At 46.0% G+C, this 25696-nt stretch carries 23 protein-coding genes and 2 pseudogenes; 14 read left to right on the top strand and 11 right to left on the bottom strand.

Features of this window, described 5'->3' with window-relative positions; genetic code table 11:
- The first annotated feature begins 378 nt into the window (after positions 1-378).
- From ACFQNG_RS11550 to ACFQNG_RS11530, 5 genes and pseudogenes are all read left to right on the top strand, one after another.
- On the top strand, positions 379-831 hold the full coding sequence (locus ACFQNG_RS11550) for a GIY-YIG nuclease family protein (protein WP_379865169.1): 453 nt from the start codon (positions 379-381) through the stop codon (positions 829-831).
- A gap of 392 nt (positions 832-1223) precedes the next feature.
- On the top strand, positions 1224-1472 hold the full coding sequence (locus ACFQNG_RS11545; protein ID WP_379865166.1) for a hypothetical protein: 249 nt from the start codon (positions 1224-1226) through the stop codon (positions 1470-1472).
- 922 nt (positions 1473-2394) lie between these two features.
- The gene (locus ACFQNG_RS11540; RefSeq protein WP_379865164.1) at positions 2395-3003 is read left to right on the top strand and encodes a VC0807 family protein; all 609 of its coding nucleotides are present in this window, start codon (positions 2395-2397) and stop codon (positions 3001-3003) included.
- A gap of 682 nt (positions 3004-3685) precedes the next feature.
- Positions 3686-3886, top strand: a complete 201-nt coding sequence (locus tag ACFQNG_RS11535; RefSeq protein WP_379865161.1) for a reverse transcriptase N-terminal domain-containing protein — start codon at positions 3686-3688, stop codon at positions 3884-3886.
- A gap of 27 nt (positions 3887-3913) precedes the next feature.
- Positions 3914-4060: pseudogene (locus ACFQNG_RS11530) on the top strand (hypothetical protein); the annotation flags it as partial.
- Positions 4061-4153: 93 nt separating this feature from the next.
- On the opposite strand, the gene ACFQNG_RS11525 reads toward ACFQNG_RS11530, so the two are convergent.
- Complete coding sequence (locus ACFQNG_RS11525) at positions 4154-5074, bottom strand: phytanoyl-CoA dioxygenase family protein (RefSeq protein WP_379865159.1); 921 nt, start codon at positions 5072-5074, stop codon at positions 4154-4156.
- 534 nt (positions 5075-5608) lie between these two features.
- On the opposite strand from ACFQNG_RS11525, the gene ACFQNG_RS11520 reads away from it, so the two are divergent.
- Positions 5609-6505 carry an AraC family transcriptional regulator gene (locus ACFQNG_RS11520; RefSeq protein ID WP_379865158.1) on the top strand — a complete coding sequence of 299 codons (897 nt, stop codon included), beginning with the start codon at positions 5609-5611 and terminating at the stop codon, positions 6503-6505.
- 72 nt (positions 6506-6577) lie between these two features.
- Here the strand turns inward: ACFQNG_RS11520 and ACFQNG_RS11515 are convergent.
- Positions 6578-7420, bottom strand: a pseudogene (locus tag ACFQNG_RS11515) (M4 family metallopeptidase); the annotation flags it as partial.
- Positions 7421-7688: 268 nt separating this feature from the next.
- Between ACFQNG_RS11515 and ACFQNG_RS11510 the strand changes: the two are divergent.
- The 3 genes from ACFQNG_RS11510 (at position 7689) to glnA (ending at position 11035) form a co-directional block, all read left to right on the top strand.
- Positions 7689-8696 (top strand): alpha/beta fold hydrolase, encoded by a 1008-nt coding sequence (locus tag ACFQNG_RS11510; protein ID WP_379865155.1) that lies wholly within the window; start codon positions 7689-7691, stop codon positions 8694-8696.
- 545 nt (positions 8697-9241) lie between these two features.
- Positions 9242-9640: a MerR family transcriptional regulator gene (locus ACFQNG_RS11505; protein WP_379865175.1), complete on the top strand. Its 399-nt coding sequence runs from the start codon at positions 9242-9244 to the stop codon at positions 9638-9640.
- Positions 9641-9697: 57 nt separating this feature from the next.
- Entirely contained in the window at positions 9698-11035 is a 1338-nt protein-coding gene (gene glnA, locus ACFQNG_RS11500) for a type I glutamate--ammonia ligase (protein WP_379865154.1), read from the top strand.
- 688 nt (positions 11036-11723) lie between these two features.
- Here glnA and ACFQNG_RS11495 read toward each other — a convergent pair.
- Positions 11724-12377: a DUF2306 domain-containing protein gene (locus ACFQNG_RS11495; RefSeq protein ID WP_379865152.1), complete on the bottom strand. Its 654-nt coding sequence runs from the start codon at positions 12375-12377 to the stop codon at positions 11724-11726.
- A gap of 151 nt (positions 12378-12528) precedes the next feature.
- Between ACFQNG_RS11495 and ACFQNG_RS11490 the strand changes: the two genes are divergently transcribed.
- Positions 12529-13122, top strand: coding sequence for a TetR/AcrR family transcriptional regulator (locus ACFQNG_RS11490; protein ID WP_379865150.1), 594 nt, complete (start codon positions 12529-12531; stop codon positions 13120-13122).
- A 120-nt stretch (positions 13123-13242) separates the two neighbouring features.
- On the opposite strand, the gene ACFQNG_RS11485 is transcribed toward ACFQNG_RS11490, so the two are convergent.
- From ACFQNG_RS11485 to ACFQNG_RS11455, 7 genes are all read right to left on the bottom strand, one after another.
- Positions 13243-13839: a type 1 glutamine amidotransferase family protein gene (locus tag ACFQNG_RS11485; protein WP_379865148.1), complete on the bottom strand. Its 597-nt coding sequence runs from the start codon at positions 13837-13839 to the stop codon at positions 13243-13245.
- 699 nt (positions 13840-14538) lie between these two features.
- Positions 14539-15099, bottom strand: coding sequence for an ATP-binding cassette domain-containing protein (locus tag ACFQNG_RS11480; protein WP_379865172.1), 561 nt, complete (start codon positions 15097-15099; stop codon positions 14539-14541).
- Positions 14981-16333: an ATP-binding cassette domain-containing protein gene (locus tag ACFQNG_RS11475; RefSeq protein WP_379865146.1), complete on the bottom strand. Its 1353-nt coding sequence runs from the start codon at positions 16331-16333 to the stop codon at positions 14981-14983. Before ACFQNG_RS11475 ends, ACFQNG_RS11480 begins: the two co-directional genes overlap by 119 nt.
- Positions 16334-16522: 189 nt before the next feature.
- Positions 16523-17407, bottom strand: coding sequence for a carbon-nitrogen hydrolase family protein (locus ACFQNG_RS11470; RefSeq protein WP_379865144.1), 885 nt, complete (start codon positions 17405-17407; stop codon positions 16523-16525).
- A gap of 3 nt (positions 17408-17410) precedes the next feature.
- Positions 17411-18037, bottom strand: coding sequence for a GNAT family N-acetyltransferase (locus ACFQNG_RS11465; RefSeq protein ID WP_379865142.1), 627 nt, complete (start codon positions 18035-18037; stop codon positions 17411-17413).
- Positions 18038-18173: 136 nt separating this feature from the next.
- On the bottom strand, positions 18174-19340 hold the full coding sequence (locus ACFQNG_RS11460; protein ID WP_379865140.1) for an MFS transporter: 1167 nt from the start codon (positions 19338-19340) through the stop codon (positions 18174-18176).
- A gap of 230 nt (positions 19341-19570) precedes the next feature.
- Complete coding sequence (locus ACFQNG_RS11455) at positions 19571-20722, bottom strand: CapA family protein (RefSeq protein ID WP_379865137.1); 1152 nt, start codon at positions 20720-20722, stop codon at positions 19571-19573.
- A 187-nt stretch (positions 20723-20909) separates the two neighbouring features.
- Here ACFQNG_RS11455 and asnS point away from each other — a divergent pair, with 187 nt between their 5' ends.
- From asnS to ACFQNG_RS11440, 3 genes are all read left to right on the top strand, one after another.
- A complete protein-coding gene (gene asnS / locus ACFQNG_RS11450) occupies positions 20910-22202 on the top strand; it encodes an asparagine--tRNA ligase (protein ID WP_379865135.1) in 1293 nt (430 codons plus the stop codon).
- A gap of 216 nt (positions 22203-22418) precedes the next feature.
- Positions 22419-23147 (top strand): DnaD domain protein, encoded by a 729-nt coding sequence (locus ACFQNG_RS11445; protein ID WP_379865133.1) that lies wholly within the window; start codon positions 22419-22421, stop codon positions 23145-23147.
- 179 nt (positions 23148-23326) lie between these two features.
- A complete protein-coding gene (locus ACFQNG_RS11440) occupies positions 23327-24604 on the top strand; it encodes an ammonium transporter (protein ID WP_379865131.1) in 1278 nt (425 codons plus the stop codon).
- Positions 24605-24823: 219 nt separating this feature from the next.
- On the opposite strand, the gene ACFQNG_RS11435 is transcribed toward ACFQNG_RS11440, so the two are convergent.
- The gene (locus tag ACFQNG_RS11435) at positions 24824-25324 is read right to left on the bottom strand and encodes a GNAT family N-acetyltransferase (RefSeq protein ID WP_379865129.1); all 501 of its coding nucleotides are present in this window, start codon (positions 25322-25324) and stop codon (positions 24824-24826) included.
- Positions 25325-25442: 118 nt separating this feature from the next.
- Here ACFQNG_RS11435 and ACFQNG_RS11430 point away from each other — a divergent pair, with 118 nt between their 5' ends.
- The gene (locus ACFQNG_RS11430; RefSeq protein WP_379865128.1) at positions 25443-25586 is read left to right on the top strand and encodes a hypothetical protein; all 144 of its coding nucleotides are present in this window, start codon (positions 25443-25445) and stop codon (positions 25584-25586) included.
- Positions 25587-25696 lie beyond the last annotated feature (110 nt).

Below are 25696 nucleotides of genomic sequence, written 5' to 3'. Positions count from 1 at the left end.
CGAATTTTACTTACAAAACCAAAAGCATTTGATTTTGACTTCAACCGTTCGAGTTTAGTTGAAAAGGGTGAAAAAGCGAGCTTAAGATACACTCTGTCCAAAATTAAGGGGTTAATCCGGTTTCCGTTCCATTTTTGAGTATGACAGCAATGGATTGACATGTAAATATGAATAGAATGATTGTTTGTTATTCCTTAATGTTTTGTTAGTCGTAGTGAAAGGAAGGTTAAGATGGTGGACAACCTCAAAGGAAAACGCCATTTTCTGCAACTTTGGAAAGAACAATAGGGCATTTGCCCTGTCTGTAAAGAAAAGATCACCAAACTTACAGGATGGCACCGCCACCATATTGCCTGGCGATCTTTAGGTGGTTCCAATTTGCAAGAGAACCGCGTTCCTGGAACAGCTCAGAAAAAAACTAAGCAGGGAAGATACAAGCGGATCGACGTCGTAACCTTCCCCACTCACATATCCGGTGTGTATACAATTATCAATCGGGTCAGCGGCAAACAGTATATTGGCCAGTCCACTTGTATCAATGATCGGATCTCGAAACACCGCTCACTCTTGAGCATGGGCTTGCATCATCCATCAATCCAGCTTCAACACGATGATTACAATCTGGGTCCAGAAGCCTTTGACGTTGGGATTTTGGAGAAAGTCCCTGACAAAAAGATGCTCAGACAGCGTGAAAACTACTGGATCAGCGCATACAAAGTGACGGAGCTATACAACACAGTACGGGACCACCAGCGAGCGACCCGCGCACACAAACGAAAGCAATATGATGAGCAATACATCCAGGGTTCACTTTTCGATTTTATTAACTAATACAAAAAGGCCAACCGCATCTCAGCAGCTGGCCAAAGGTTCCTGGGGAAAGATTTGAAACGGTGTCGATATATCATTCGTAACTAAATCGCCATTTGTGGTCATAAGTATCTCAAGTTGATCGGTTGAATGTATTGGTATTCGTCGCGTTCATGATTATCTCTTTTGCTGAAGCGTCCTTTATGGGGCGATTTTTGGCGTTCGCGTTGCCGAATAACAGATCCTAGTGTTACAATGGAACCGCCGAAAGGCAAAATTTTCGGCGAAAGTATGATGCCTACCTCAGGGGATGCGACCCCTGGGGCTTTAATTTTGTACATGGCTCTGTTAAAGCATATCGATACATTATGGAGCATATAAGTATGCTTTTCTTCAACTACAAGGGGGGAATTATGTTTGAAAAAAAGTCTGTCATTCTTATTGGTTTGGCATTTTTTGTGATTTTACTGTTAGTAAACAATTTTGGACCTTATAATGTATTGTCTGCTTTGACTGCGAATAATCTTTCTGATTATGAAGAAATTCAACAACGATTAGATGGGAAAATTGTAAACATAAAATATATAGGAAAGAATGCCTATCAAACACGACTAAAAAGGATTATATTCTTATTGAAAACAACAGCGATGAGGCTTTTTTAAAATTTAGGCTGTTTGAGTCTAATGGAGAAATTGAAGTCTTCAAGAATCCGATGTAAGCCATAGTTCATCTATTTAGCCTAAGTGTTTCTTTATTTAAATATCAACACTAAACATTAACACAGCCTTGTACATAAAAAAGAGGCCCCTAGGAGTCTCTCTAAGCGACGAAAATTTATTCTGAACACCCTAGGTTCCCCCGAGGTTTTCAATTTTGAGTTTTTATCCAAACAGCGTAGCTGTCACCAGGTGCAACCTGCATTCCATTTACTGGGGAGATGATACCAAAATCGGCGTTCGCTCCTTTGGACCAATAAAAAATGAGGCGTTTTTGCGCCTCAGAGCCATGGAATATATAAAAGAGCATGCCCGCCCCTGCGCTCCTGCACCTCTGCCGCTCTCAGGCATCATTTCTCGCTTGCGGTCACTGTGATCTCAGCGCTTCAGCTCATGCTTTGTCGATTTCATTTATTGCCACTATTTGCGCGGTTTATTCATCCAAACAGCGTTCCTGTCACCAGGCGCAATCTGAAATCCATTTATTGAGAAAATGATACCGAATTCGACGTTCGTTACCTCTGGGTGAAAAGGGGTGTCGGGTAGGGTAAGTTTCTTTCAGAGCCTGTTCTACATGACACCCCTATTTATGGGATTTGGCTTTCTTTAACCACATTTACGTCTTACAAAGGCAGCATAAGATTCTATATATAACTTTATTCCATCCCCATTAACTCCGCCTTCCAACTGCTCACTTAACATACCTAAATAGCTCTAACTTAGGCAAACGGTGTTTGCATACCCAAGAAACGAATTGAGGGTTTGTGTTTTATCTATGTGGGAAAAGCAGAAGTAACCTCACTACATTTTCCTTTGGATTTCATGGAATGCATACAGATCAATTATTTTACAGCAGAGAGGGATAAATATGAATAAAACAAAAAAAGGGATCATCTTTACCATTCTAATCAATGCTGGGGGACCTTTCTTAGCCTACACCCTACTAAAAGATGTTACGGGTAGTATTTTCGCTCTTACAATTGCTGCTCTCATTCCGTTATGCGATTCTTTGTTTAGCTTGATTAAAACGAAAAAAGTAGATATTTTTTCTAGTTTTATCTTCGTAGGAATTGCTTTAAGCATCATAGCAGCATTAATTGGTGGAAATGAAAAATTTATACTACTTCGCGAATCCTATGTGACAGGGATCATGGGATGCCTCTTTTTAGTCTCTCTGTTCAGCTCAAAACCGTTAATTTATCTTTTTAGTTCTCGATTTAGTGACAATCCATCGGTTCTCATCACTAGATGGAATGAAGAAGCCTTCTTCAGAAAATCTATGCGCCTCATGACCCTTGTGTGGGGAATCTGCTTATTGCTAGAAGCAATCCTGAAAGTGATTCTAGTCTATACATTGTCTGTGACTACGTTTCTGGCTGTCTCTCCCTTCTTCTATTATGGAATTTTAGGCCTAACCATTTATTGGACGATCCGCTATACTCGTTTTGTCAAAAGTAAGTACAGCAAAAGAGAGTAAAGATATATCTTGGGAGTTTTTTATATGAGAGCTGAAGTACGAATCCAAGCTTGTAGTTGATTCAAGAAGTTGCTGGGGAATTGATATTTGAAAAAGGATGCTATCACATTACTTTACAAGATATCCTCAATCGAACTGGTCTTTCCAAAGGAGTTACTACACAGGATTGCAAAAAGAAAAAATATTCAGATGTGTTGAAGCAAATTTCTCCTGTTGCATGGCAACATATTAGGGGTGGAGGTAGCATCCGTCTATTTTGCCGCCATTTAGGAAATGAGTGGTAATTAAACCGAAAAAAGTACCGAAAATCATTATGGAAATGGAACTCAGTCGCTTTATCCATCATGGATCGATCAAAAAACAAGCCATTCCGATGGTAAAAGAAGTGGTTAAGTTCCGGCGAATAGAGCGAACCTAACCCGTCTGGTTATTCAAGCGGAACACGGTAAGCCCGTAGCTCTCCCTTCGGGAAAGCGAACCGTAAGGTGAGCCGATAGAGTTGCGGGTAAAGGATGATGGAAAAAAGAATGCTGTTCCTGTAATGGGATGGATAAGGGTTGAGTTTTTTTTAAAACAACATCATCCTACGCGAAAGCGGGCAGACTTCCATTTGGTCTCTCGTCACGAGAAAACTTGACTAATCGACTAAGGAGGCAAGGCAGATGACGCGGCTTCCCACGAAGTGGACTGGCATGCCATCAACTGGCAAAAGGTCCACCGCAACGTGCGTCGACTCCAAGCACGTATCGTGAAGGCAACCCAGGAAGGTAGATGGGGTAAGGTGAAAGCCTTGCAACGTCTGCTGACCCATTTTTGTCTCAGGGGTTTCGATGCCGTATTTCTTGATTCGTCTTCTTGTGGTATTCGGGGTTTACTTTCTTAGCTATACTGCGGTCAAGTTTTTCTTTTTGCAACGGGTGATGCAACCATTGAAGACATTGGTTGGGAAATTTTCCATCTGATATTGGATGTTGCCAGCGGCAGAAAGAAAACATGGGCTGAACACTGGGGATTGCACAACGATTTGTGCCTATTTAACCCCGCACCGCTAACCTAATTTGTAGATTAAGAGAGCCACTTGAGCTGTAAATCCAGTGACTCTCTTTAAAATATTTAAATGGTTCTAACTATCTGTCAGTTGATCCGCCTTTTACCACTTTTTCAGTCCCAACAATTTTTCACCCAGTTCAGTAAGTTTAGCCCTATCATATTTTATTTGTTCCCAATTGCGAGGATCTCCTGGAAATGCATATCCCTCAGGTTTTATTCTTTCGCTCCAAGACGTAATCCTCGTTTGTCTTAATTGTTCATTATGCTCCTGTGCAGGGAACATGGATATATATTGTGCCAGACGTGGTTTGGTAGAATGATTTGGACGGATGCCATGTGGCTGCATACTGTTGAATATAAGCAGGTCACCGGCTTTTGTAACCACTTTGGTGGGGGTAAAACCAGTTATATCAGGTTTATACGGATCCCTGTCTGCAGGTTGTGTTTTCACCCATTCATCAAAATTCCTATACAGTTCTGGAATGCATTGGAACCCGCCCATTTCTTCGTCCGTATCCACTAATGATAAAACACCTTGTACATTAACGGGAATCGGGTTTAAAGAAGTATCCACATCCCAGTGTATAAAACTTTTATACTCATGCCCGGGTTTTATTGGGAGGTTGAGGTTACACCTATCAATGCTTACCCATAATTTTTCTGTTCCCCATATATCAACAAAGGCATGATATACTTTTTCATACATGCGGTTGTCCCACAGGTACTGATGATTATACAACTCAACCATTCCAGTATTCACGAGTTCTTTCATTTGAATTTCACGCCGGGGAGCCGTGTACCAGGTGGAAGGATCATTGGGGTCCTTTTCTTCAAACTCCCAGATCAGATTGACTAATCGATCAATATTCTCTTTGGGAACGGCATCATGGATGATCACATACCCATTTTCTTGCCAGAACTTCCAATCTTCTTCACTCAGCACCCTCAGCGGTTCATTATTTACACGTTGATTCAATGGGATGGTCATTTCAAGAATATTGTTCAATTTTTCTTTGTTCATTTTTTAATCCTCCTTATAATGGAATGTTTTCCTCTATTCCTTTACTATTGTTGAGGAACGAAACGATGCAGTTAGGATTTCCGTTAGAGAAAGCGCTTCCTCGAGTGACCCGTTTGCTGCTTGCTCAGTAACAACTTTAATATTTGGGTAAGTTTATTTAGAATGTTACCGTTATAACCTTGGATATACAATGAATTATCTTGTTATACTAACAGAAAAACTATAACATCTTGCTATGATATATCAATCTAAAAGTGACCATACTATATAAGGATCTGGCAAGAGTTTGGTCAGACTTACTCTTTGGTTACTATTTCAGCACGAATCTATGATTCGAGGTTATCAGCCTCATCAACACACATGGGTTTTGAAGGGAAAACAAACGGATTGTTAAGACGACCGGGCAACACAGGGGCGTCCTACCTTGAGAGAGGATTTTTCACACAAATATGGACTTGATCGCCATAATGATCTTGTTTTATAACTGAAATACTATAATATTTTGATGTTCAATAGATAAAAAAGGGGGATGTTATGAGTAAGTCAACAGATAAAGATCTAAGGAATCAAACCCCTGAGAAGGAATGTTTAAAAGAAAAATTAAAATTCAAGAGACTTCCTACTCTGGTTTATGCCGGACAAATTGGTGATAATCCTGAGTGGAGTTTTCCAAGTCACAAGCATGATGATTTAAGTGAGATTGTTTATATAAGCGAAGGTGAAGGAACTTTTATTATTAACGATAAAACCTACACAGCAGAGAAAGGTGATATTCTTATATATAATAAAGGGGTCATTCATGAAGAGTACTCCAACCCGGCACATCCGCTCAAAACTTATTTTTGTGGAGTTTCCAATCTCGTTATTGAAGGAATGAAAGAACTTCATATTATTCCTTCGAATATTGAACCAGTAATTCGAAATAGTAAATATTCCCATAAAGTTGAATCCTACATTTCTGATATATTTGAGGAATCCTCTCTACAAGCTGAAGGATATGAAATAATTTGCCGCAATTTACTAATATCATTAATTACTCTAATTATTAGAATAGTTAAGTTGCAAAATGTAAACAGTATTTCAGATGACTCCCATTCCCTTGCGTATCGCATAAAAGAATATATAGATAAAAACTATACAAAGAATATTACCCTAAATGATATTGCTGATAATCTATACCTTAATCAGTATTATCTCTCCCATGTTTTCAAAAAGGAAATGAAAAATTCACCCATCAATTACTTAATTAATCGACGAATAGGAGAGGCAAAGAGATTACTTGTCTCTACAGATATGAAAGTTTGGGAAATAGCTAGAATTGTGGGATACGAAAATCCTAACTATTTCACTTTGTTGTTTAAAAAAATGACTGGTGAATCACCAAAACAATTTAAACAGAATCATAAAAAGAAGTTATTCTACCATAACTAATTCAACGAGCTTGCCGTGGATAAGATTTTGTATTGCAGGAATGTCCCTCTTTCGTCTATTTGCCATATTGGATTAATTGACTCCCACTGCACTGTAGGCGTTTTTCACGGACTGCACTTCCGCAGATGTGGACCCGTAGAGATCGGTTGCCGCTTGGATCGCCGCTTGCCGCATGTGGGCGAAGTTTGAGCTTGAGGTGAGGTAGTAAGTGAGCGCGCGGTAGTAGATTTTTGCCGTTTTGTCGCGCCCGATCCCTGTCACCGTCACGCCATAGTGGGTGCCGCCTTGCGCGAGCAGGTAAGCGGCTTTGTTGTTGATGCCGCTGTTGGTGTGGACACCGCCATTATCATCCGTGCAGGTGTAACGTTTGCTGTAGTGGTCGGGATCACCGAATTTGGTTGGATCGGACAAAGACCGGAGGGCATCGCCGGATATGTTGGGTGTGTAGATGTCTTCACCCATATTCCAATCGTTGCTGTCTACCATGGCGCCAAAGATATCGGAGATCGACTCGTTCAAGGCACCTGATTCGTTTTCATAGATCAGTTCGGCGGTTGTGTCCGTCACGGCATGCGTGAGTTCGTGCGCAACCACATCCAAGCCGCCCGAGAGTGGACGGAAGGTGGTTCCATCCCCATCGCCATAGACCATTTGCGTTCCGATCCAGGCCGCATTGTTCCAATTTCTTCCCACGTGGACGGAGGAGATGATATCGGCCCCGTTGCCATCATAACTGTGGCGGCCATGGGTGTTTTTGTAGTAGTCGTATACTTTTTCGGCGTAAGCATGCGCATCGACTGCGGCACCGTCAGTAAACGTATTGGTGGTGCTGGAGATCAACGTGCCAGGCAAGAGGGGGGAATAGTAAGCGGCTTTTATCCATTTCTTTATTAATAGACCCTTTGTTCTGTTTTGTGGATGGATTCACTTTTTTGCTCAAAGCGTTTAAATTTTTGCAAAAGCGGGACGTGATTTGGACGAGGATGTGAGCGGAAGACGGCGGCATGCAAAAACGGGGATGGGAGTGTGAAAGATTGGACGCTCCCATGGCCGTGATTTCACCGGGAACCGTCCATCTGTACAAAATGGAAGACAGCGTTTGCCGAAACGAGCGGTGCAATCAATGGCATCCGTTTTGTATGGATATAAGGTTGAGGCCCCAGACAAGGGAGGATGCAACAAGGTGCAAAAATGGATGGTTTTGCTTATGATGACTGTGGTTGTTCTGGCCAATCCCTTCTTTGCCCAGCCTTGGAGAATGGAAGGTGACAGTTATGCGACGGAGCGGACGGATGCGGGGGAGATAAGGGACATGATGATCAAGGTGAATGGCATTCAACTTCATGTGGTGGATTATGGGGGGCAAGGCGAGCCGGTGGTATTAATCCACGGGTTAACGGCCAATGCCCGCTATTGGGACGCGGTAGCTGAAAGAATGAGAGACAAGTATCATGTCATCGCATTGGATATCAGGGGGAGGGGGGACAGCGCAAAGCCGGCCACCGGTTATTATGATGTTTGGCAATACGCCGAAGATATCAAAGGAATGTTGGATCATTTCAACATTGGACGCGCGATCGTGATGGGCCATTCCATGGGCGCGCACACGGCTGTCGCCTTTGCCAACAAATACCCCGACCGGTTGTCGAGAGTGGTCTTGGTGGATGGTGGAGTCGGTTTTTCAGAGGAACAAAGTGAAAAGATCAATCGGGCATTGCAGCCGTCTCTGGCCCGGATCGGGAAAACGTATCCGGATTTCGACACCTATCTCCGCCTCCATCAACAGGGACCTTACTACAAGCAAAGTTGGAATCGCTATGTCAACCAATATTATTGGCATGATGTGCGCATCAACGAAGATGGTTCAGTCACCCCCAAAGTGGCGAAACAAGCCGTTTTCCCTGAACAGAGCCGTCCGATCGACCTGGATGCGCTGAACTACAAAATCAAGGTGCCGGTTCTGCTCTTGCAAACGCCGGATGGCTTCATTCTTGATGAAACGAGCAAGGACACCGTTCCCGTGGTGGAACCCCAGAAAGGAAAATACTTGATCCGTTTGCTTCCCCAAGGCAGTCGTTATGTGGAGATCGAAGGAGCGAATCATTACACGATTGTGTTGACCAAGTACGAAGAAGTGGTGAAAGAGGTGAAGCGGTTCTTAAGCGCTACGGCTCCTCATGGCAAAGACTGACCGTTCCGTTCAAAACGAACCGGCCAGCATTCCTCATTCAACGTTTGCCTACCACCCCGGTTTCTCTGAGCCTTGTCTCGGCGGTGCCGGGGTTAAACCTTTTTGATTCTCCCACCACTCGCACAGGTGATGCTGAGGGGATATCGAGTCGCCGTTCACTATAGAGTTTCTGACGAGAGAGCAGATAAACGAGTCCCCTGGAATACGCGAGGATGATGTCTGAAATAATAAGGAGACAAGAGAAAATAATGGAATCCACCATTTGTCGATGGGGGGTTCAAAACAAGTGCCGAAAGCACTTTTTTATGGTTAAATCGGGGCATAGTGAAGCCTTGATCCGCACAAAAAACGAAGAAACAAACCGCCTCGCCTGATTGTGCGCCCAAACCCCGCGGAATTCCTGCGATCGGGATATTATAGAAATGTTATACGGCAAAAAAATGATGTCATTTTTCCTTACACCCGTTGACGAAAAAACCTTACATACATATAATATGAATTGTAAGGCAATCCCGCATAATTGAAAGGGGGCGCCGTTCATGAGTGTGAATGATGAACTTCGGCGGAATATGCCTTTGTTTCCAATAGGGATTGTGACCAAGCTCACCGAATTGACTCCCCGTCAAATTCGGTATTATGAACAACAAGGTCTCATCAGTCCGGAAAGAACCAAAGGAAACCAACGGTTATTTTCATTCAATGACGTTGATCGTTTACTGCAGATCAAATCCTACTTGGAAAAGGGGATCAACATCGCGGGAATCCGCGAGATGCTCAAACAGTCTCAGCAAGTCCTGGAAGCAAAGCAAGAAGCGGAAACTGTCAAGAAGGAACTGAGTGAGCGCGATTTGCGCCGCATGTTAAAACAACAGATCATTCACCCGAACAAACGGGGGCAGATTCCGCTAAATCATGGTGAATTATCTCGTTTCTTTCGTCATTGACCAAGCTGCTTCCGGTCATAATAAACATATTACCTAGGTGAAGGGAGAACAATTGCGATGGCCAAGTACACCAAAGATGACATTTTGCGCATTGCACAAGAAGAAAATGTAGCTTATATCCGCTTGACATTCACCGATCTTTTGGGAACCATCAAAAACGTGGAAATTCCAACGACCCAATTGGGAAAAGCGCTCGATAATAAAATGATGTTTGACGGATCTTCGATCGAAGGTTTTGTGCGCATTGAAGAATCCGACATGTATCTCTATCCGGATCTGGACACTTGGGTAATCTACCCATGGGGTGCGGAAGCTGGCGGTAAAGTAGCTGGACTCATCTGTGACATCTATCTGCCAGATGGTACGCCATTTGAGGGTGATCCACGCGGCATCCTGAAAAAAGTGTTGAAAGAAGCTGAAGAATTGGGCTTCACCTCCTTCAACGTAGGTCCGGAGCCAGAGTTCTTCCTTTTCAAAACCAATGAACAAGGGGAACCGACTTTAGACCTGAACGACAAAGGTGGTTACTTCGACTTGGCTCCGCTGGATCTTGGTGAAAACTGCCGTCGTGATATCGTTCTGACCCTTGACCAAATGGGATTTGAAATTGAAGCATCCCACCATGAAGTGGCACCTGGCCAACATGAGATCGACTTCAAATACGCTAACGCGGTGACCACCGCAGACAACATCCAAATCTTTAAATTGGTTGTGAAAAACATCGCTCGCCGCTATGGCCTGCACGCAACCTTTATGCCAAAACCGCTGTTTGGCGTGAACGGTTCCGGCATGCACTGCAACATGTCCCTGTTCCAAGGTAATGTGAACGCATTCTGGGATGAGAGCGATGAACTGGAATTGTCTGTGACCGCGCGTCATTTCTTGGCGGGTGTCCTGAAACATGCCCGTTCCTTCACTGCCGTCACTAACCCACTGGTCAACTCATATAAGCGGTTGGTTCCTGGTTACGAAGCGCCATGTTATGTCGCTTGGTCTCCTAAAAACCGTAGCCCATTGGTACGCGTGCCCGCTGCCCGTGGCTTGAGCACCCGTATCGAAGTGCGTTCTCCAGACCCATCCGCTAACCCATACTTGGCTTTGGCAGTCATGTTGAAAGCAGGTCTGGATGGCGTGAAAAACAAGCTGGAGCTGCCAAAACAAACTGACCGCAACATCTACGTCATGGATGAGCAAGAGCGTCGTGACGCAGGGATCGAAAACCTGCCTGGCAACCTGTACGAAGCACTAGTTGAACTGCAAAACAACCCGGTTATGGTTGATGCGCTGGGTGAGCACGCTTTGGCACACTTCGTGGAAGCCAAAGAAATCGAGTGGGATATGTTCCGCACCGCCGTGCATCCATGGGAGCGCGAACAATACATGTCCTTGTATTAATCGTCAAAAGCAGGAGGCTCTTTTAGCTCCTGTGAGGCTGCCGACAAACTGCCTTCAAAGGCAGGGTCAGCAGCCTTTTTTGTCGAATCAATAGAAAAACACTCTACAACCAGAACACTTGATTATTTGGAATATAATATGGAGACCTAATAGGGTCTCCATTTCTCTTTTTTAAGGGGGTTGTATACTACTATGTTGGGAAGCAGTGAAATCGAAGCGTTATGCAAAGGATTGAAGCCGGCCATGTTCGCTACATCAGAAATGAAAAAATTTATGGGAGTATTCCCCGATATAGCGAAAAAGTAATACCCGTATGTTGAAGGAGTCAATATACGGGACGATGCCGATTGATATTTCTTTTTTCAAACGGAGGATAGGAAACGAGCGTTCTTAAATCAGTCGAAAGGGCTTAATCCCCACGATCCTGAGTTCCACTGGGTTGTGGGTTTGGCACTTGAGTATCCACCAAAGGCTGTTGATTTCTTTAATGAGAAAATGATGTTGAGTGTCAATGTTGGGATGGTTAATGGCCATTCCTTTTACTTGTGCATTAATAGGAATGTTTATTAATTCATATTGGTCTGATAAGCGAATGAACCGTGTTCAACATGTTGCTATTCACGTAATGGATTTATCAGACATGCCATAGTGATGGAATGATCCCGAGCAAGTGCCAAGCTTTTCTTCCTTACTTTTTGACCGTCAACGAATCAATAGGTATTTTATAAATGTATCGGATAACGATCTCGGCTAAAGTGAAATTTAAGAGAATTGTGCCGTAGACACCGATTGTATAAGCAGAATCATAATTCATTTCGAATAATTGATATAAAACAAATGAAATGAGATGAATGAACATATTCGTGAAACAGAACACATAGCTTCGGACCATCCATTTCCGGTGTTTGTTCACCTGCTTTTGTTTGATTTTTACAAGCGCGGCGATTGTTATCAAAGGCCAAATGATATTTACAAAGTTAAAAGCCCGGCTGTTGATTTTTCCACCTGTCGCGTAAGGGGCCATGTATCCGGATGTTACGACAGCAAGACTTACGCAAACCAGATATACATACCCGTTGATTCTGTGGAGCTCTCGGTATTTTCTCAATATCTGATTTGAAAAATTAATAGCTCCCGATACCATTGCCATGCTAGCAGTCGCTACATGCACATACATCACGTTTAACCAGACAGGGATATTGATGGGACGTTTTAGGTTGGATTTATGGCTTAAAAATTCAGTAGCTTGGGGATCGTGTTTGAAATTGAAATACACGACGTAAATGATATAAACGATGGAAACGGCTAACATAAGCAGATATAATTGTTTGCTTTTTGTCATTTCATAAAAACCTCATTTTGAAATGGATTGTTTTTCCTGAGTTTTTGAGACCGTACCGTCCGGTTCCTTTTTATTATGATGTGCTATGATTCACTAAAGAAATGTTACAATACTATGTACCGACATGATAAATGAAGAAAGGAATTTGCACATGCGCAAGGGCGAAAAAACAAGAACTCATATCATCATGAAGTCCGCGGAACTTTTCAATCAAAAGGGATATGCCGGAACGACGATGCAGGATATTATTGAGGCCACCGGATTAACAAAAGGCGGGCTTTACCGAAGCTTCTCCAGTAAGGATGAAATTGCCCTAGAGGCATTCAAATATGCGGGAGAAGTACTATGGGGACATTTCTCAGCGGCCGTTGCAGGTTCCAAAACGGCAACCGAGAAAATACTGGCGATGTGTAATGTATACAGTGATACCGTTCATAATCCTCCAATTAAAGGGGGGTGTCCTTTCTTGAATACGGCCGTTGAGAGTGATCATTCTTTCCCCGTCCTGCGAGATCAAGCTCTTGCTGCTTATGAACATATGCTGGCTTTCATCCAAAGCATTTTAATGCAGGGAGTAGCCGATGGGGAATTCCAGTCAGATATGGACACCGAATCCGTGGCATCCTTCATCTTCTCATCGATTGAAGGCAGCATTATGTCGAGCAGGCTGACCCGCGATAATAAGCATGTCGGCTATGCAATGAAGAATATTGAACGACTGTTAATGACATTCAAGCGTCATTAACAGTCATCAACCCTAAATATGTTATAAGGCCGCATCATGAAGCGGGCCGATGACCGAACCTGCCATCGGGAAAATCCGCCTTATATTTCATGATCCCGCAATATGCCAAAGGGTTTATATTCAGTTGGTTTCTGCAACGCGCTCGCCCATTATTTTTGAGGCAGGCAGCAAACCTGCCTTGGCGATTCCGGTCATCCTATTGCCGTTTACAGTCACTTCGAAATTCAGATTTAGACGCATGGGTTTCGTGATGCGTTGAAACCAAGTGAGCCGATTTCCATCGATGGCGGCATCGACAAACTCGACAACCTCAATTGCTCCTGTTGCCCCCAGAACGTCCATTCCAAGATGATTAGTGACAGCATGACGACCTTCCAGTAATCCAGCCATTGCAAGCAAAAGAGACCCTCCACAGACAGTCGCAATCGTCAGGCCAGGTTTGCCGAGTGCCTGCCTGACTAGGTTGGTTAACTCCGTTTCCATTGCCCTCCTGAGTATGGCCGGTACGGAATGTGGCCCATTTCCAGTGATTTCCCCGGAAGCACCGGGCACAAGAATGAGTTGGGCACGTTCCGGATTGAGTCTTCCATTGGCGGGAATCTTAAGTCCGTTTATTCCGCTCGAAACTAATCGCGCCCCCTCGGCTGTTACGAGTTCAACGCTTAATGCCCCACCTGAGTACATCTCAGCAGCACAAAATACTTCTTGAGACTCCACACGGCTGAAGCCGTGGGATTATTGGGTAGTTAGCGCACTCAATCCATTTCTGCTTCATGCAACTCCCAAGTTCAGGGCTGTCTCATCAGCCCGTCCCATGCAGTTTTACAACTCATGTTGCATGTACCCACATGGGCGGAACGCCTATTACCAGCGTTCTAGTTCCGTTTTACTCACTCTCATGATTTTACCCAGTGGGAGAGATTGGTTCGCCACTGGAACCCCATATCATGACGTACAGAGGAACAAAACCCACTACCAGTGGGATGAGCACCGCTCACGCGATGGATTATACTGAAAATTGTTGCTCTTAACAATCCCATAAAGGGATTACCGAGCAACGCCGACTTTCATCCCATCCTTGAAAGAGTTGGGCTTTCAGTCGGCAACTTCGTAAGGTGCTATTGCGTCCAGAAGATCAAAACCATCAAATAAAACGATTTGAACCAGCATAGGATTCCTCCTCGATTTTTGAGCCGGACGGTTCGGTATCTTTTATGTTGCTTTAAATTGTACTACCATGCAAACATAGAATTGTTATGGGGTATTTAGGAGTGTAAATGTCAGCGGTTTGGATCGCACAATCGGCTTGAAGTGCCTTTGAAAAGATTTACCTAATAGTGAATAATGAAAAAGACCGGGAAATCCACTCCCGGTCTTCTCATTCCACTCATTGACAGTATCAATCCGCCACCTTCTTTAATTCGCTTGGTACCAGCGGGATTGCGTTTCATACATTTTGGCGTAGTTTCCCCCCAGGGAGATCAGTTCGGCGTGGCTTCCTTGTTCGACGACTTTGCCATCTTCCATGACGAGAATTTCATCAGCTTGGCTAACAGGGCCCAAACGGTGGGTGATCAAGATGATGGCTTTGTCCTGGGCCATGGAAAAGAAATGGTCGATGATTTCAATCTCCGCGCGTGGATCGAGGGCGGAAGTCGGTTCATCCAGGATGATCAGATCACTGTTCCGGAAAAAAGCGCGGGCGATGGCCAATTTTTGCCATTGGCCGCCAGAAAGTTCGTTTCCTTCATTGAAAAACTTGCCCAATTCCGAGGCATACTGTTTGGGCAATTGCTCAATGGTCGGGTGGATTCCCGCCTTCGTTGCCGCGGCGGTAATATGCTTTGTCGCAGACAGTTCACTGATGCGCCCAAAGCCGATATTTTCCCGGACAGTAAGATTGTAGCGGTTGAAATCCTGGAATAAGACGGCAATCCGATCTTGGTAAGAAGATGTGTCGACTTGGGCGCTGGGGATACCATTGATCAAGAGTTGGGATGACGGGACTTCGTACAGGCCCGTCATCCCAACTCTTGATCAATGTGGTTTTGCCCGAACCATTTTCGCCGACGATGGCGATTTTCTTGCCGGGCCGGATGGTGAAGCGGATATCTTGAATGGCGGCTTTGTCCCGCTCAGGGTACGTAAAGGTGAGTCCGTTGACTTCGATGCGCTCAATCCGTTCAATCGGCGAGCGGTGGCGTTCGCAGGTCTGGGGTTCTTCGGCAAAATGGAGAAATTGAACGGTGTCGTGGATGTAGAAGCTGTTTTCGTAAAACTGAGCGAGCATGCGCGTGATACTGGTCAGGCGATCTTGGACGTTTTGCAGGGACTGCATGACGGAGACCAGTTGGCCGATGATGATTTGACCACTGCGGATAAGGGAGATGGTGAATAACCCCGCTGCGGCATAAGTAGCGATCAAGAACGCGCGCGCCAACAGGTTCCATTTGTTTTGCTTGATGAGAAGTTTCAGCTTGCTGTCGGCATCCTGTTTGAAGACTTGGCGCCACTCATTCAAGAGGTAGTCGTTCAATTGGTATAAGCGCACTTCTTTGATGTTGTGTCGCCAACTGAGCAGATGCGTGAGATAAAATTCTTTGCGTGTGAGGGCGGTGAGTGATCGGGCGAGTTTGTAACGCCGGTTACCAAATCGCATGTCGATCACAAGGACGGGAATGGTGCCCAAGAAAAGAATGGCAGTCAGCAACCAATGGATTTGCACCAAGTAACCAATCAGGGAGAAGATGGTTATCAAGCTACTCGCGAAACTGAGCGTGCTTTTGGTTAGTTCGCCGATCATATATCGACTGTCGACGGCTCGGTCAAACATGTTGTAAAATTCCGGGTTTTCAAAAGTGAGATAGGAGAGCTCGTTTACACGGGCCAACACGCGTTCTTTGCACACCATTCCGACGATGTTATCCATTTTGCGATCGATCACTTCGGTCCAAATCCCGATCGCATACTGGATAAACATGACGAAGATCTGCAGGAGCAACAAGATGATCACGTTGGAAAAAGCGGCTTTGGTCTGAATGAAATGGACGGCGCTGTTGATCAGCTCCTGGGTGAGCCAGACGTGAAGAAGAGGGAGGAAGCCTAAAATGATGCGAATGCCGGCCGCGAGAAAAAGATAGGGGCGATTGTGCTGCCAAACCAAGCTGAAGGAAAAGTGAACGGCGCGAAGGATCTGCTTAAAAGTGGACAAGGGATTTTCCTCCTTTTGGGCAGGTGGGGCAGGAACGAGCCTATTCATTTGTCATTGGGGTCTCTGTGGCGGATAATGTTCCATGCCATTGTGCGAACAACCATTTCGTTCCATCTCCGTTTTTTTCCTTCTTGCTTTTGGAAAAAAATAAAGCGTTCGATCGCAGGTTGCGAAAGAACGCCTAATGGACTATCTCGATGAGTTTGGTACTTGTTTTGCCAGTTGCTGATACAATTCGGGTTTCCGATCTTTATAAGGGGAAACTTGCCCTTGTGCCCAATTGCGTTTCAGCTCAGAAAGATTGAGATCGGCGATGACGACCGTTTTTTGGGCATCTGGGGCGATGTTTAAGATCCCGTTCGGCGGAAACGGATAATCGCATGGGGAGAAGCAACCGCTTTCGGCGTAACCTGCATCGATTTGCGGAATATACGGCAACATTCCCACCATCCCGCTTAAGGCCACAAACCGTTGATTCTCAATCGCCCGCGCTTGGGCGCAGTAGCGAACGCGATAATAGCCGGCTGCTTGATCCGTATATGTAGGATTGAGGATAAGTACCACGTCTTGTTGGGCCACAATGCGGGACAACTCCGGGAATTCGATGTCGTAGCAGATTAAAATCGCCATCCGGCCAAATTCCGTGTCAATCACATTGAGGTGATTGCCTGGGGTTAGATGCCAGCAGTTCCGTTCTTCTGGCGTCAAGTGCAGTTTTTGCTGGGTCTCGATCCGGCCATCCGGGAAAAAGAGATAGGCTTCATTGACGTACCCGTTTCCCTCGCGATGGATATGCGTGCCTGCCAGAATGATGATGCCGGAATCACGGCTCAAGTCACTGAAAAAGCGGATGTACCGCTCTGTGAATCCGTCGATATACGGAGCCGCTTGATCATGAGCCAGCGGAGAGCTTAAGGCCAATAGGTGGGCGGTCAGATATTCCGGATAGATTAACAGTCGCACCTGATCGGCTTTGGCCTGTTCCACATCTTGCCTGATTCCATCCCAAAAGTCCGCTTCGGTCTGAAGGGGAGCCAGTTCGTATTGGACAATGCCAATGCGGAGTGTCAACATGATTCATCCCTCATTTTTGTGTGGATTTTTCCATTCTACCAAGACGGCATAATGGCAAGATTCTTCATCGTCCAGGTAATGGTCCAATATTTGCAACGGGTGCAGCCCTTGTTTGATCATAAAACTGAGCACCATATCTTTTAATTCATTTTTCTTCACTTTCTCCACATACTCATGTGCCGAAAGTTCATGCTGATAACGGTGGTAACCGGGAATTCGGCAACCGGCAATCAAGCGGGTCAGCCCCAATCGCACCACGAGTTCCTTCCGGGCCTCATATAACGCTTGGGCGATGCCTTGGCCGCGAAATTGCGGTCGCACGCATAGGTCGATGCCGTATAGACTGTCCCCGTTGGGATTATGGCTACCTGTGATGTAGCCGTTGTCAGCCACTTCGGCCCAGGTATGGGGTTTGCCTGTATAATGGATAATCAGTGCGGTGGCTGAACCGGCCGCCACTCCATCCACTTCCGCAAGGAGACCACCTTCGGGGAACGTATGCACATGGGAAGCGATCTGGTCTTCGCTCCACAGTAGCTCCTCGGGAAACGGCGGAGGAAACGCTTCTTTTTGAATGTCTAGGAGTCGCGGGAAATCGGCGAGGGTATAGGGACGGACCTGTATGGTCAAGGAAGTCACCTCTCTTTGTAGAATGGATGCATAATTTCATTATATATTAATTTTTTAAGAAGCTGGTTAAAAAGGTAAACATGCTCCATGATGAAACAACCCCGCCATTTTGCAGCGAGATGGCGGGGTTGTTTCATCATGAGGTTTGGTTCAATTTATTTGGTTTGTGGGCGGGAGCCATGATAAAGAAGAAGGCGATGACGGTCAAAAGCATGGCCAGCAGGAAAGGGGTAGTGGCTGAATAGGCATGGCCGATAAATCCTGACAATACCGGGGCGATGGCAGCGCCCAACCAGCGTACGAAATTGTACACACCTGAAGTGATTCCGCGTTCGTAAGGAGAGACTTCCATCACGTAACTAGTGAACAGTGCGTTGTTCAAACCGGAGACCAAACCGGAGATGATAATGATGATGACGCTGAGAGTCGCATTGTGACTGAAGGCAAGCGTCGCGAGCAATAGGGCAAACAGGGCGAGGCCATAAGGCAGTATCGTTTTGGGTGCGGCTTTTTTCTCCAATTGATGGGATAAAATGGCCGACCCGTAGGCAAGAAACAACCCCCAACCGAAAAAGACGAGACCCAATTGGATGGCCGTTAATTTCAAGATGAGGGGCGAATAGGCGAGCACAACGAAAAAGCCGTAATAGTACAGCATGGAAGCAATCCCAACCATCATAAACGGCCGATGGGAAAGTAAGTGTAGCAATTCTTTCAGGCCGGCTTTCTTGCGATTTTGCATCGTGTCGGGTTCAAAGACGAAAAAACGGACAAGCAGGAAGGCGCCAAACATCAATAAGCTTGTAGCGACAAACGGATATCGCCAACTCAAACCCCCGAGAATTCCCCCTACAAGCGGCCCAGCTGCCATGCCGAGCCCGATCGCTGCCTCGTACAAACCAACCGCTTTGCTTACGTCCGCGGATAATGCGATCAGCAAAGTCATCGCTGTTGCGAAGAAAAAGGAATTGCCCAATCCCCAACCTGCCCGAAACAGGGAAAGTTGCGCAATCGTATGAGAGAGGCTGCAAGCCAACGAGAAAAGAGTCACCACGCCCAAGCCGATGAGCATCATTTTTTTGTCACCCAATTTGCCTGTTAATAAGCCGGACGGGATCATCATAAAGGCCATGGTAAAAATATAAGCGGTAAACAGCATTTCCACTTGCCAATGGGTTGCGCCGATCTGTTCGGCGATGATAGGAAGAATCGGATCCACGACCCCGATTCCCATAAAAGCGAGGAAAGTGCCAAACACGGTAATGTTCCGTGCCCGTTTCCGCTTTGGATCAACCAATTCCATACACTCACATCCTTGCGATCAAGATTTCATTTTTAAATAAAGACTAAAAATAAGCGTAAAGGAAATAAAGAGGATAAGTCAAAAGAGGTAAAAGGGGATAGGCTTTATTTAGTTTAGGGATCGCGGCTGCTTTCTGCAGTTTATTTCGTATATCGTAATATTTGTGTTGAGAAAGAAATGATCGCACGAAAAAAGCACTTTCCGATTAAGAAAGTGCGGGAAATGGAGGGTCACTTTGTATAAACGGGAAAATCCCCTTTCCCTTTTATCAATGTTGTGGTATGTTGCCAAGTGGCCTGCCATTTGGTCTTCGTTAATCCCGGATAAGGAAAAAGCGGGTCTGGGGTTTGGCCGGTGACGGGAAGCACGACGTATTGCCGGCTTTGTTTGCCGTAATAGCTATGGGTAAACGTTGGCAGATAGGCGATATTTTTAAGGGTAACGAAATGGGAAGCGGGGTTCTTCTCCACATCAAAAAACCAAATGATCCCTTCATCCGTGTAAGGGGCTTGCTGGTTGGAGATAAAGTTGCCCATCGAGTAGATGATCAGTTTGTCTTTTCCGTCCACTGTCATTTTCTCGGCATGCTGCAACACATGGGGATGGCTGCCCAATATGACGTCCGCGCCGCTCTTTAGTATTTGGTGGGCCACGTTGGTTTGTCTCTCGTTTGGTTTGCGCAGATATTCCACTCCGAAATGCAGAGAAACAATCACGGCGTCCGCTCCTTGTTTTTTCGCTTCCGCAATATCCTTGGCGACTTGCGGGATGTTCAGCCGATTAACCAAATAGGGTTTCTCTTTGGGAACGGGCAAGCCATTGGTAGATTCCGTGTAGGCGAGAAAGGCGAGTGTCACGCCGTTTTTCCGCATCCATGCCGGCTTTCTGTCCGCGGCGGTGGGAGCGGTTCCGACCGGTTGGATGCCTGCTTTGCGCATTTGTTGATAAGTGCGGATCACGCCCCGCTCGCCCGTGTCTATCGCGTGATTGTTGGCTGTGCTCATCAAATCAACTCCCGCATAAGAGAGCGCGGACAAGATTTCATCGGGGGCGTTAAAGCGGGGGAATCCACTGTACGGCAAGCTTTTGCCGGCCAAGGTGGTTTCCAGGTTCCCGATTGCCAGATCAACAGTCGACAGATAGGGCTTCACTTCTTTGAAAAAGGGGCGAAAATCATAGCCGCCCGCGGCGGTTTGGCCTGCCTTTACCTGGGGAAGATGCATCATCACATCGCCGAATGCCGCTATTTTAACCACTTTGGGTTGAAGGGGAGCGGGCTCGGGCCCTGATGGTTCAGGTGAAGTGGAAGGCGCCTGGACGTGGGGTGCCCAAAAGGTGAAAAACGAGATGGCGACTATAAGGCAAAAGAAGAAAATGGTCAATAAAAATATCTTTTTCAGAAAGATTCACCCACTTCATAAACAAAGGATTCAGTCCATTCTATCTATTTATTATAAGTAATATAATGGTTCTTTAACACAGCAGAGTTTGTGGCGGTTCATTGACTGTTCAAAACGGGGAGTTGTATAATTAAAATCGGTTTAATTTAAGAGATGGGGGTTTACATACGTGCTTACGACGATCAAAGAAGTAGCCGCGCATGTTGGCCAGGAAGTCAAACTGGGCGGATGGCTATATAATAAACGTTCCAGCGGGAAAATCCAATTTTTGCAATTGCGGGATGGAACCGGATTTATTCAGGGCGTATTGGTAAAGAATCAAGTGGCTCCAGAGGTATGGGAAGAAGCGACCAAATTGACGCAGGAAAGCTCCTTGTATGTGACGGGGACGGTTCGCCAAGATGATCGTGCGCCAAGTGGGTTTGAACTGGATGTGACTCATTTGGAGATCATTCAAGTGGCCGAAGAATATCCGATCACCAAAAAGGAGCATGGTGTTGATTTCTTGATGGATCATCGTCATCTGTGGCTGCGTTCTCCGCGCCAGCGGGCCATTCTTGCCATTCGTGCGGAAATTATCCGGGCGATTCAAGGGTTTCTTGATCAGCAAGGATTCACCTTGGTTGACCCACCCATTTTGACGCCATCTTCATGTGAAGGGACGACCAACCTCTTCCATACCAAATATTTTGACGAAGATGCGTTCCTCACGCAAAGTGGCCAGCTTTATATGGAAGCGGCGGCGATGGCTCTGCGCAAAGTGTACTCTTTCGGACCCACTTTCCGCGCTGAAAAGTCCAAAACGCGTCGCCATCTGATTGAGTTTTGGATGATCGAACCGGAGATGGCGTTTGTCGATCATGAAGGAAACTTGGAAGTCCAGGAACAAATGCTCACCCATGTGGTGCAACAAGTGCTGAAAAATTGTGAGCAAGAATTGAAAACCCTCGATCGGGATATCAGCAAGCTGCAACAGGTAAAAGCGCCTTTCCCACGGATCACTTATGATGAGGCGGTCGAACTGTTGCATAAAGAAGGGTTTGCCGATTTTAAATGGGGCGAAGACTTTGGTGCTCCCCACGAGACCAAGATTGCCGAAAGCTTTGACCGCCCGGTCTTCATCACGCACTATCCTACGGAGATCAAAGCTTTCTACATGAAACCGGACCCAACTCGGCCAGAAGTCGTGTTGTGCGCCGACCTGATTGCGCCTGAAGGATATGGGGAAATCATTGGGGGAAGCCAACGGATCGATGACCCGGCGCTGATGGAAGAGCGTTATGCCACACATAACCTGCCGCTCGAAGCCTATCAATGGTACCTCGATTTGCGCAAATACGGAAGCGTGCCCCACTCCGGCTTCGGCCTAGGCTTGGAGCGCACCGTCGCTTGGATTTGTGGCTTGGATCATGTGCGTGAAACGATTCCGTTCCCACGCATGTTAAACCGTTTATACCCATAATCATTCCATTGTCCGCCCGTCTGGGCGGCTTTTTGATTGGGGCTGATGTTAAGCTGCTGTGTCAGGTAGGCTGACATGGTTGGGTGCTCGCTTTCACCTCGATGGAAACCTTTGTATCCTTTTAATGGATATGGATACGGTTTTTTTTGATTTTTCAAGTCTATTTCTAACCGAACGTGCGTGTTATAGTATAGTGGATAAGTGAGGTGGATGAACATGGATCGAAAAGGATCAGTGCAGACCGCTCTCGTTCATCTCCTTGAACAAGGTTCGCTCTCTCTGCCGGTGTTGTTATTTACGGAATATAAGCGGGTAGGCCTGACAGAACCGCAAGTGATGCTACTGATCCATATTATGCTTTATCAGCAGAAAGAGCATAAGGAGTTTCCAACGGCAAGCGAATTGCGCGAACGCATGAATATGACCGAAGAACAGATCGTCGGCTTGATTGAGCAGTTAGTACGGGGGGGCTTTTTGCACATTGATGATGAGGTGAATGAATACGGGTTGCGCAGCGAGCGCTTTTCATTGACGCCGCTGTTTCAGCAACTGGTCTCTTCCTATATATCCAAGGAAGAGGAAGACACCTCCAAGAGTGAAGAATCCTATCAATATATTTTCCGCTTGTTTGAACAGGAATTTGGCAGGGCCTTGTCACCGATGGAGTGCCAAATGCTGGTGCGTTGGCTGGATGAGGATGGGCAACGGGAAGAGTTGATCGAAGCCGCGCTACGCGAAGCCGTATTTTGTGGCAAGCTCAATTTCCGCTATATTGATCGCATTTTATTTGAGTGGCAACGCAATCAAGTGCGTTCAGCGGAAGATGCGGTGGAATATTCGCGTAAATTTAGACAAAAAGGAATGTTATATCAAACCAATGTTCAGGAGAAGTCTCCGGCGCGTCAGAATGGCTTTTCATTTTATAACTGGGTAAACCAAGAATAATAGAGTATAGAGGGAAGGAATGGCCAGCATTCCGATGATCATCGGAATGGCTGGTTTTTTTATGTTAAATAAAAAAATAACTATGTCAGATAATCTTACATATATATTGTCCGTTATATGACTGTATGATAATATGCAACTAAGATGTTAGTTTATATGACATGAGGAGGCGGACAAACATGACGGTAACCTTGGCCGTTGATTCTATTTGGGTGATGCTGTGTACCATTCTCGTAATATTTATGCAAGCTGGGTTTGTCTTATTGGAAGCAGGGGCGACGCGAATGAAAAACGCTGGTCACATTGCCAGTAAACAGTTGCTGGGCTTCTCGGTTGCCGCCTTGGCTTTCTGGGCCGTCGGTTATGGTTTGACATTTGGTGAGGGGACATGGATTGGCCAAACGGGCTGGTTTCTCGATATTCCGGCGGATAAAGATGCGATTCCGATTGAGATTTCTTTCTTGTTCCAATTGTCTTTCGTGGCTGTATCCCTGGCCATTGCCTGGGGTGGATTTGCAGAACGCGCCAAATTGGGTGTTTATCTGATTTTTGCTCTTATTTATACCGTATTGATATACCCGGTCATCGGGCATTGGATTTGGGGCGCGGAAGGCTGGTTGCACGCTTGGGGGAAACAGGATTTCGCCGGTTCCACGGTGGTCCATTTGCAAGGTGGGATCGCGGCGCTGGTGGCGACGTTGATGTTGAAACCGCGTTTGGGCAAATATAATCGCGACGGTTCATCCAATGTGATTCCAGGTCACAACCAAGTGTATTCCGTATTGGGTGTCTTGATTATCTGGTTGGGATGGTTTGGCTTTAACCCCGGCAGCACGCTCAGCGCGCAAGACGGTTTTTACGGTTATGTCGCTTTGACCACAACCTTGGCTGCGGCATCCGGAGTTTTGGCTGCTTTCTTCGCTTCTCGCCTGTTGATTGGAAAAGCGGAAATTCCAGCGATTTTAAACGGGGTGTTGGCAGCCTTGGTGGCGATCACGGCGGCTTGTGCCTTTGTTGAACCCTGGGCGGCGGTAGTGATCGGGTTGGTGGCGGGAGCCCTTACCACTTATACTGCCATTTACTTTGACAAAAAAGGAATCGATGATCCCGTCTTTGCTTTCTCCGTGCATGGGATAGCCGGGATGTGGGGCAGCTTGTCCACCGGATTTTTCGCTTCGCCGCGCTTGGTGGAAAAAGTGGGAATCGGAAAAGCGGGATTGTTCTATGGTGGCGGATTCACCCAATTGGGCGTGCAATTTGTGGGAGTGGTTGCAGCTTCTTTGTATGTGGCGCTCGTTTCTTTCATCGTGCTCTGGGTTTTGGATAAAACCATGGGCTTGCGCGTATCGAAAGAGAATGAATTGAAAGGCTTGGACATCAGTGAGCATGGCAGCTACAGCTATCCAGAACACGTCCTGTTTATGCAACAAGTTGATGGAGCACGCAGAATCATGTAGACTGCGGCATTGTGGGCGACGATCAGTAATGTAAAATCGCAAACTCCGATACCAACGAAAAGGTAATACCACAGACCTTGTTGGTGAGGGATGTGTCAAATAAACAATAGAACCCATGGGCTCTGTTCAACGAGCGCATGGGTTTTTGTTTGGCCTTAAGAAATGGTTTCGTTGTATGGATGGGAACGACATGTTTGTGTGGAGGCTGATTTTCCGCAATCAGTCTAATATTTTGGCCATCCCAACCTCATTTACATAGTTTCCGTCCACAAGCAGTGAATCCTTTTGCAGCCCTTCGATCGCAAAACCTTGTTTCAGATACAGCCGGAGGGCCCGTTCATTGTGCACCATGACGGTTAAGCTTAACCGACGGATCCGATGTTCACGGGCCCAAGCTTCGGCTTGCTGAAGTAACCGTGTGCCCCAGCCCTGTCCGCAGTAGGTTTGCAACAGACCGAGAGCGATCACAGCGGCATGGCGGGTCCGGTTTGCGTTTCCCCGGCGCAATCCCAAGTAACCCACGATCTGCTGTTCATCCGTTACCACCCACATGCGTTCCTGTTCGCTGGCGAGAATTTGCTCCAATCGTTTTTCTTGCCGCTCAAGCGAAGGATTTCGTTCTCCGGGTTCAAACAACAGAAAGGAGGTTTCGCTGTCCAATTGCTCAAAAAAAGAAAAGAGCATGTTCGTATCGGTGCGTTTAACTGGACGAATGTACATGGGATGTCTCCTTTGCTCAAATTTTCAAAGAGAAATGTGTTTGTTTGTTCATCTATTTTATCTAACATATCGTATCATATTAGGGGATTGTGAGGATTGACAACAGGAGGAATCAGTGATGAAGCGAGCGTTGCCAGTGGGAATGGTGGGGCTTGGCGGCATTGCGCAAAAAATGTATCTGCCGTTTCTCAGCCATGAACAAGGGTGGAAGCTGATTGATGCCATTCTTCATTTTAAGGCCTGTGTCGACAAGCCCGTTTAAATCATCGCAAAACATGAAAATGATGCGAAATGTTTTTCGCATCATTCAGACTGTAGACAAACCCCTTCTGAAAACGGTGTTCAGAAGGGGTTTGTTGGCTAGACGATAAA

This window comes from Laceyella putida (assembly GCF_042665195.1).
In the GTDB taxonomy this organism is placed as follows: domain Bacteria; phylum Bacillota; class Bacilli; order Thermoactinomycetales; family Thermoactinomycetaceae; genus Laceyella; species Laceyella putida.
This window is presented reverse-complemented; position numbering and strand designations above follow the sequence as displayed.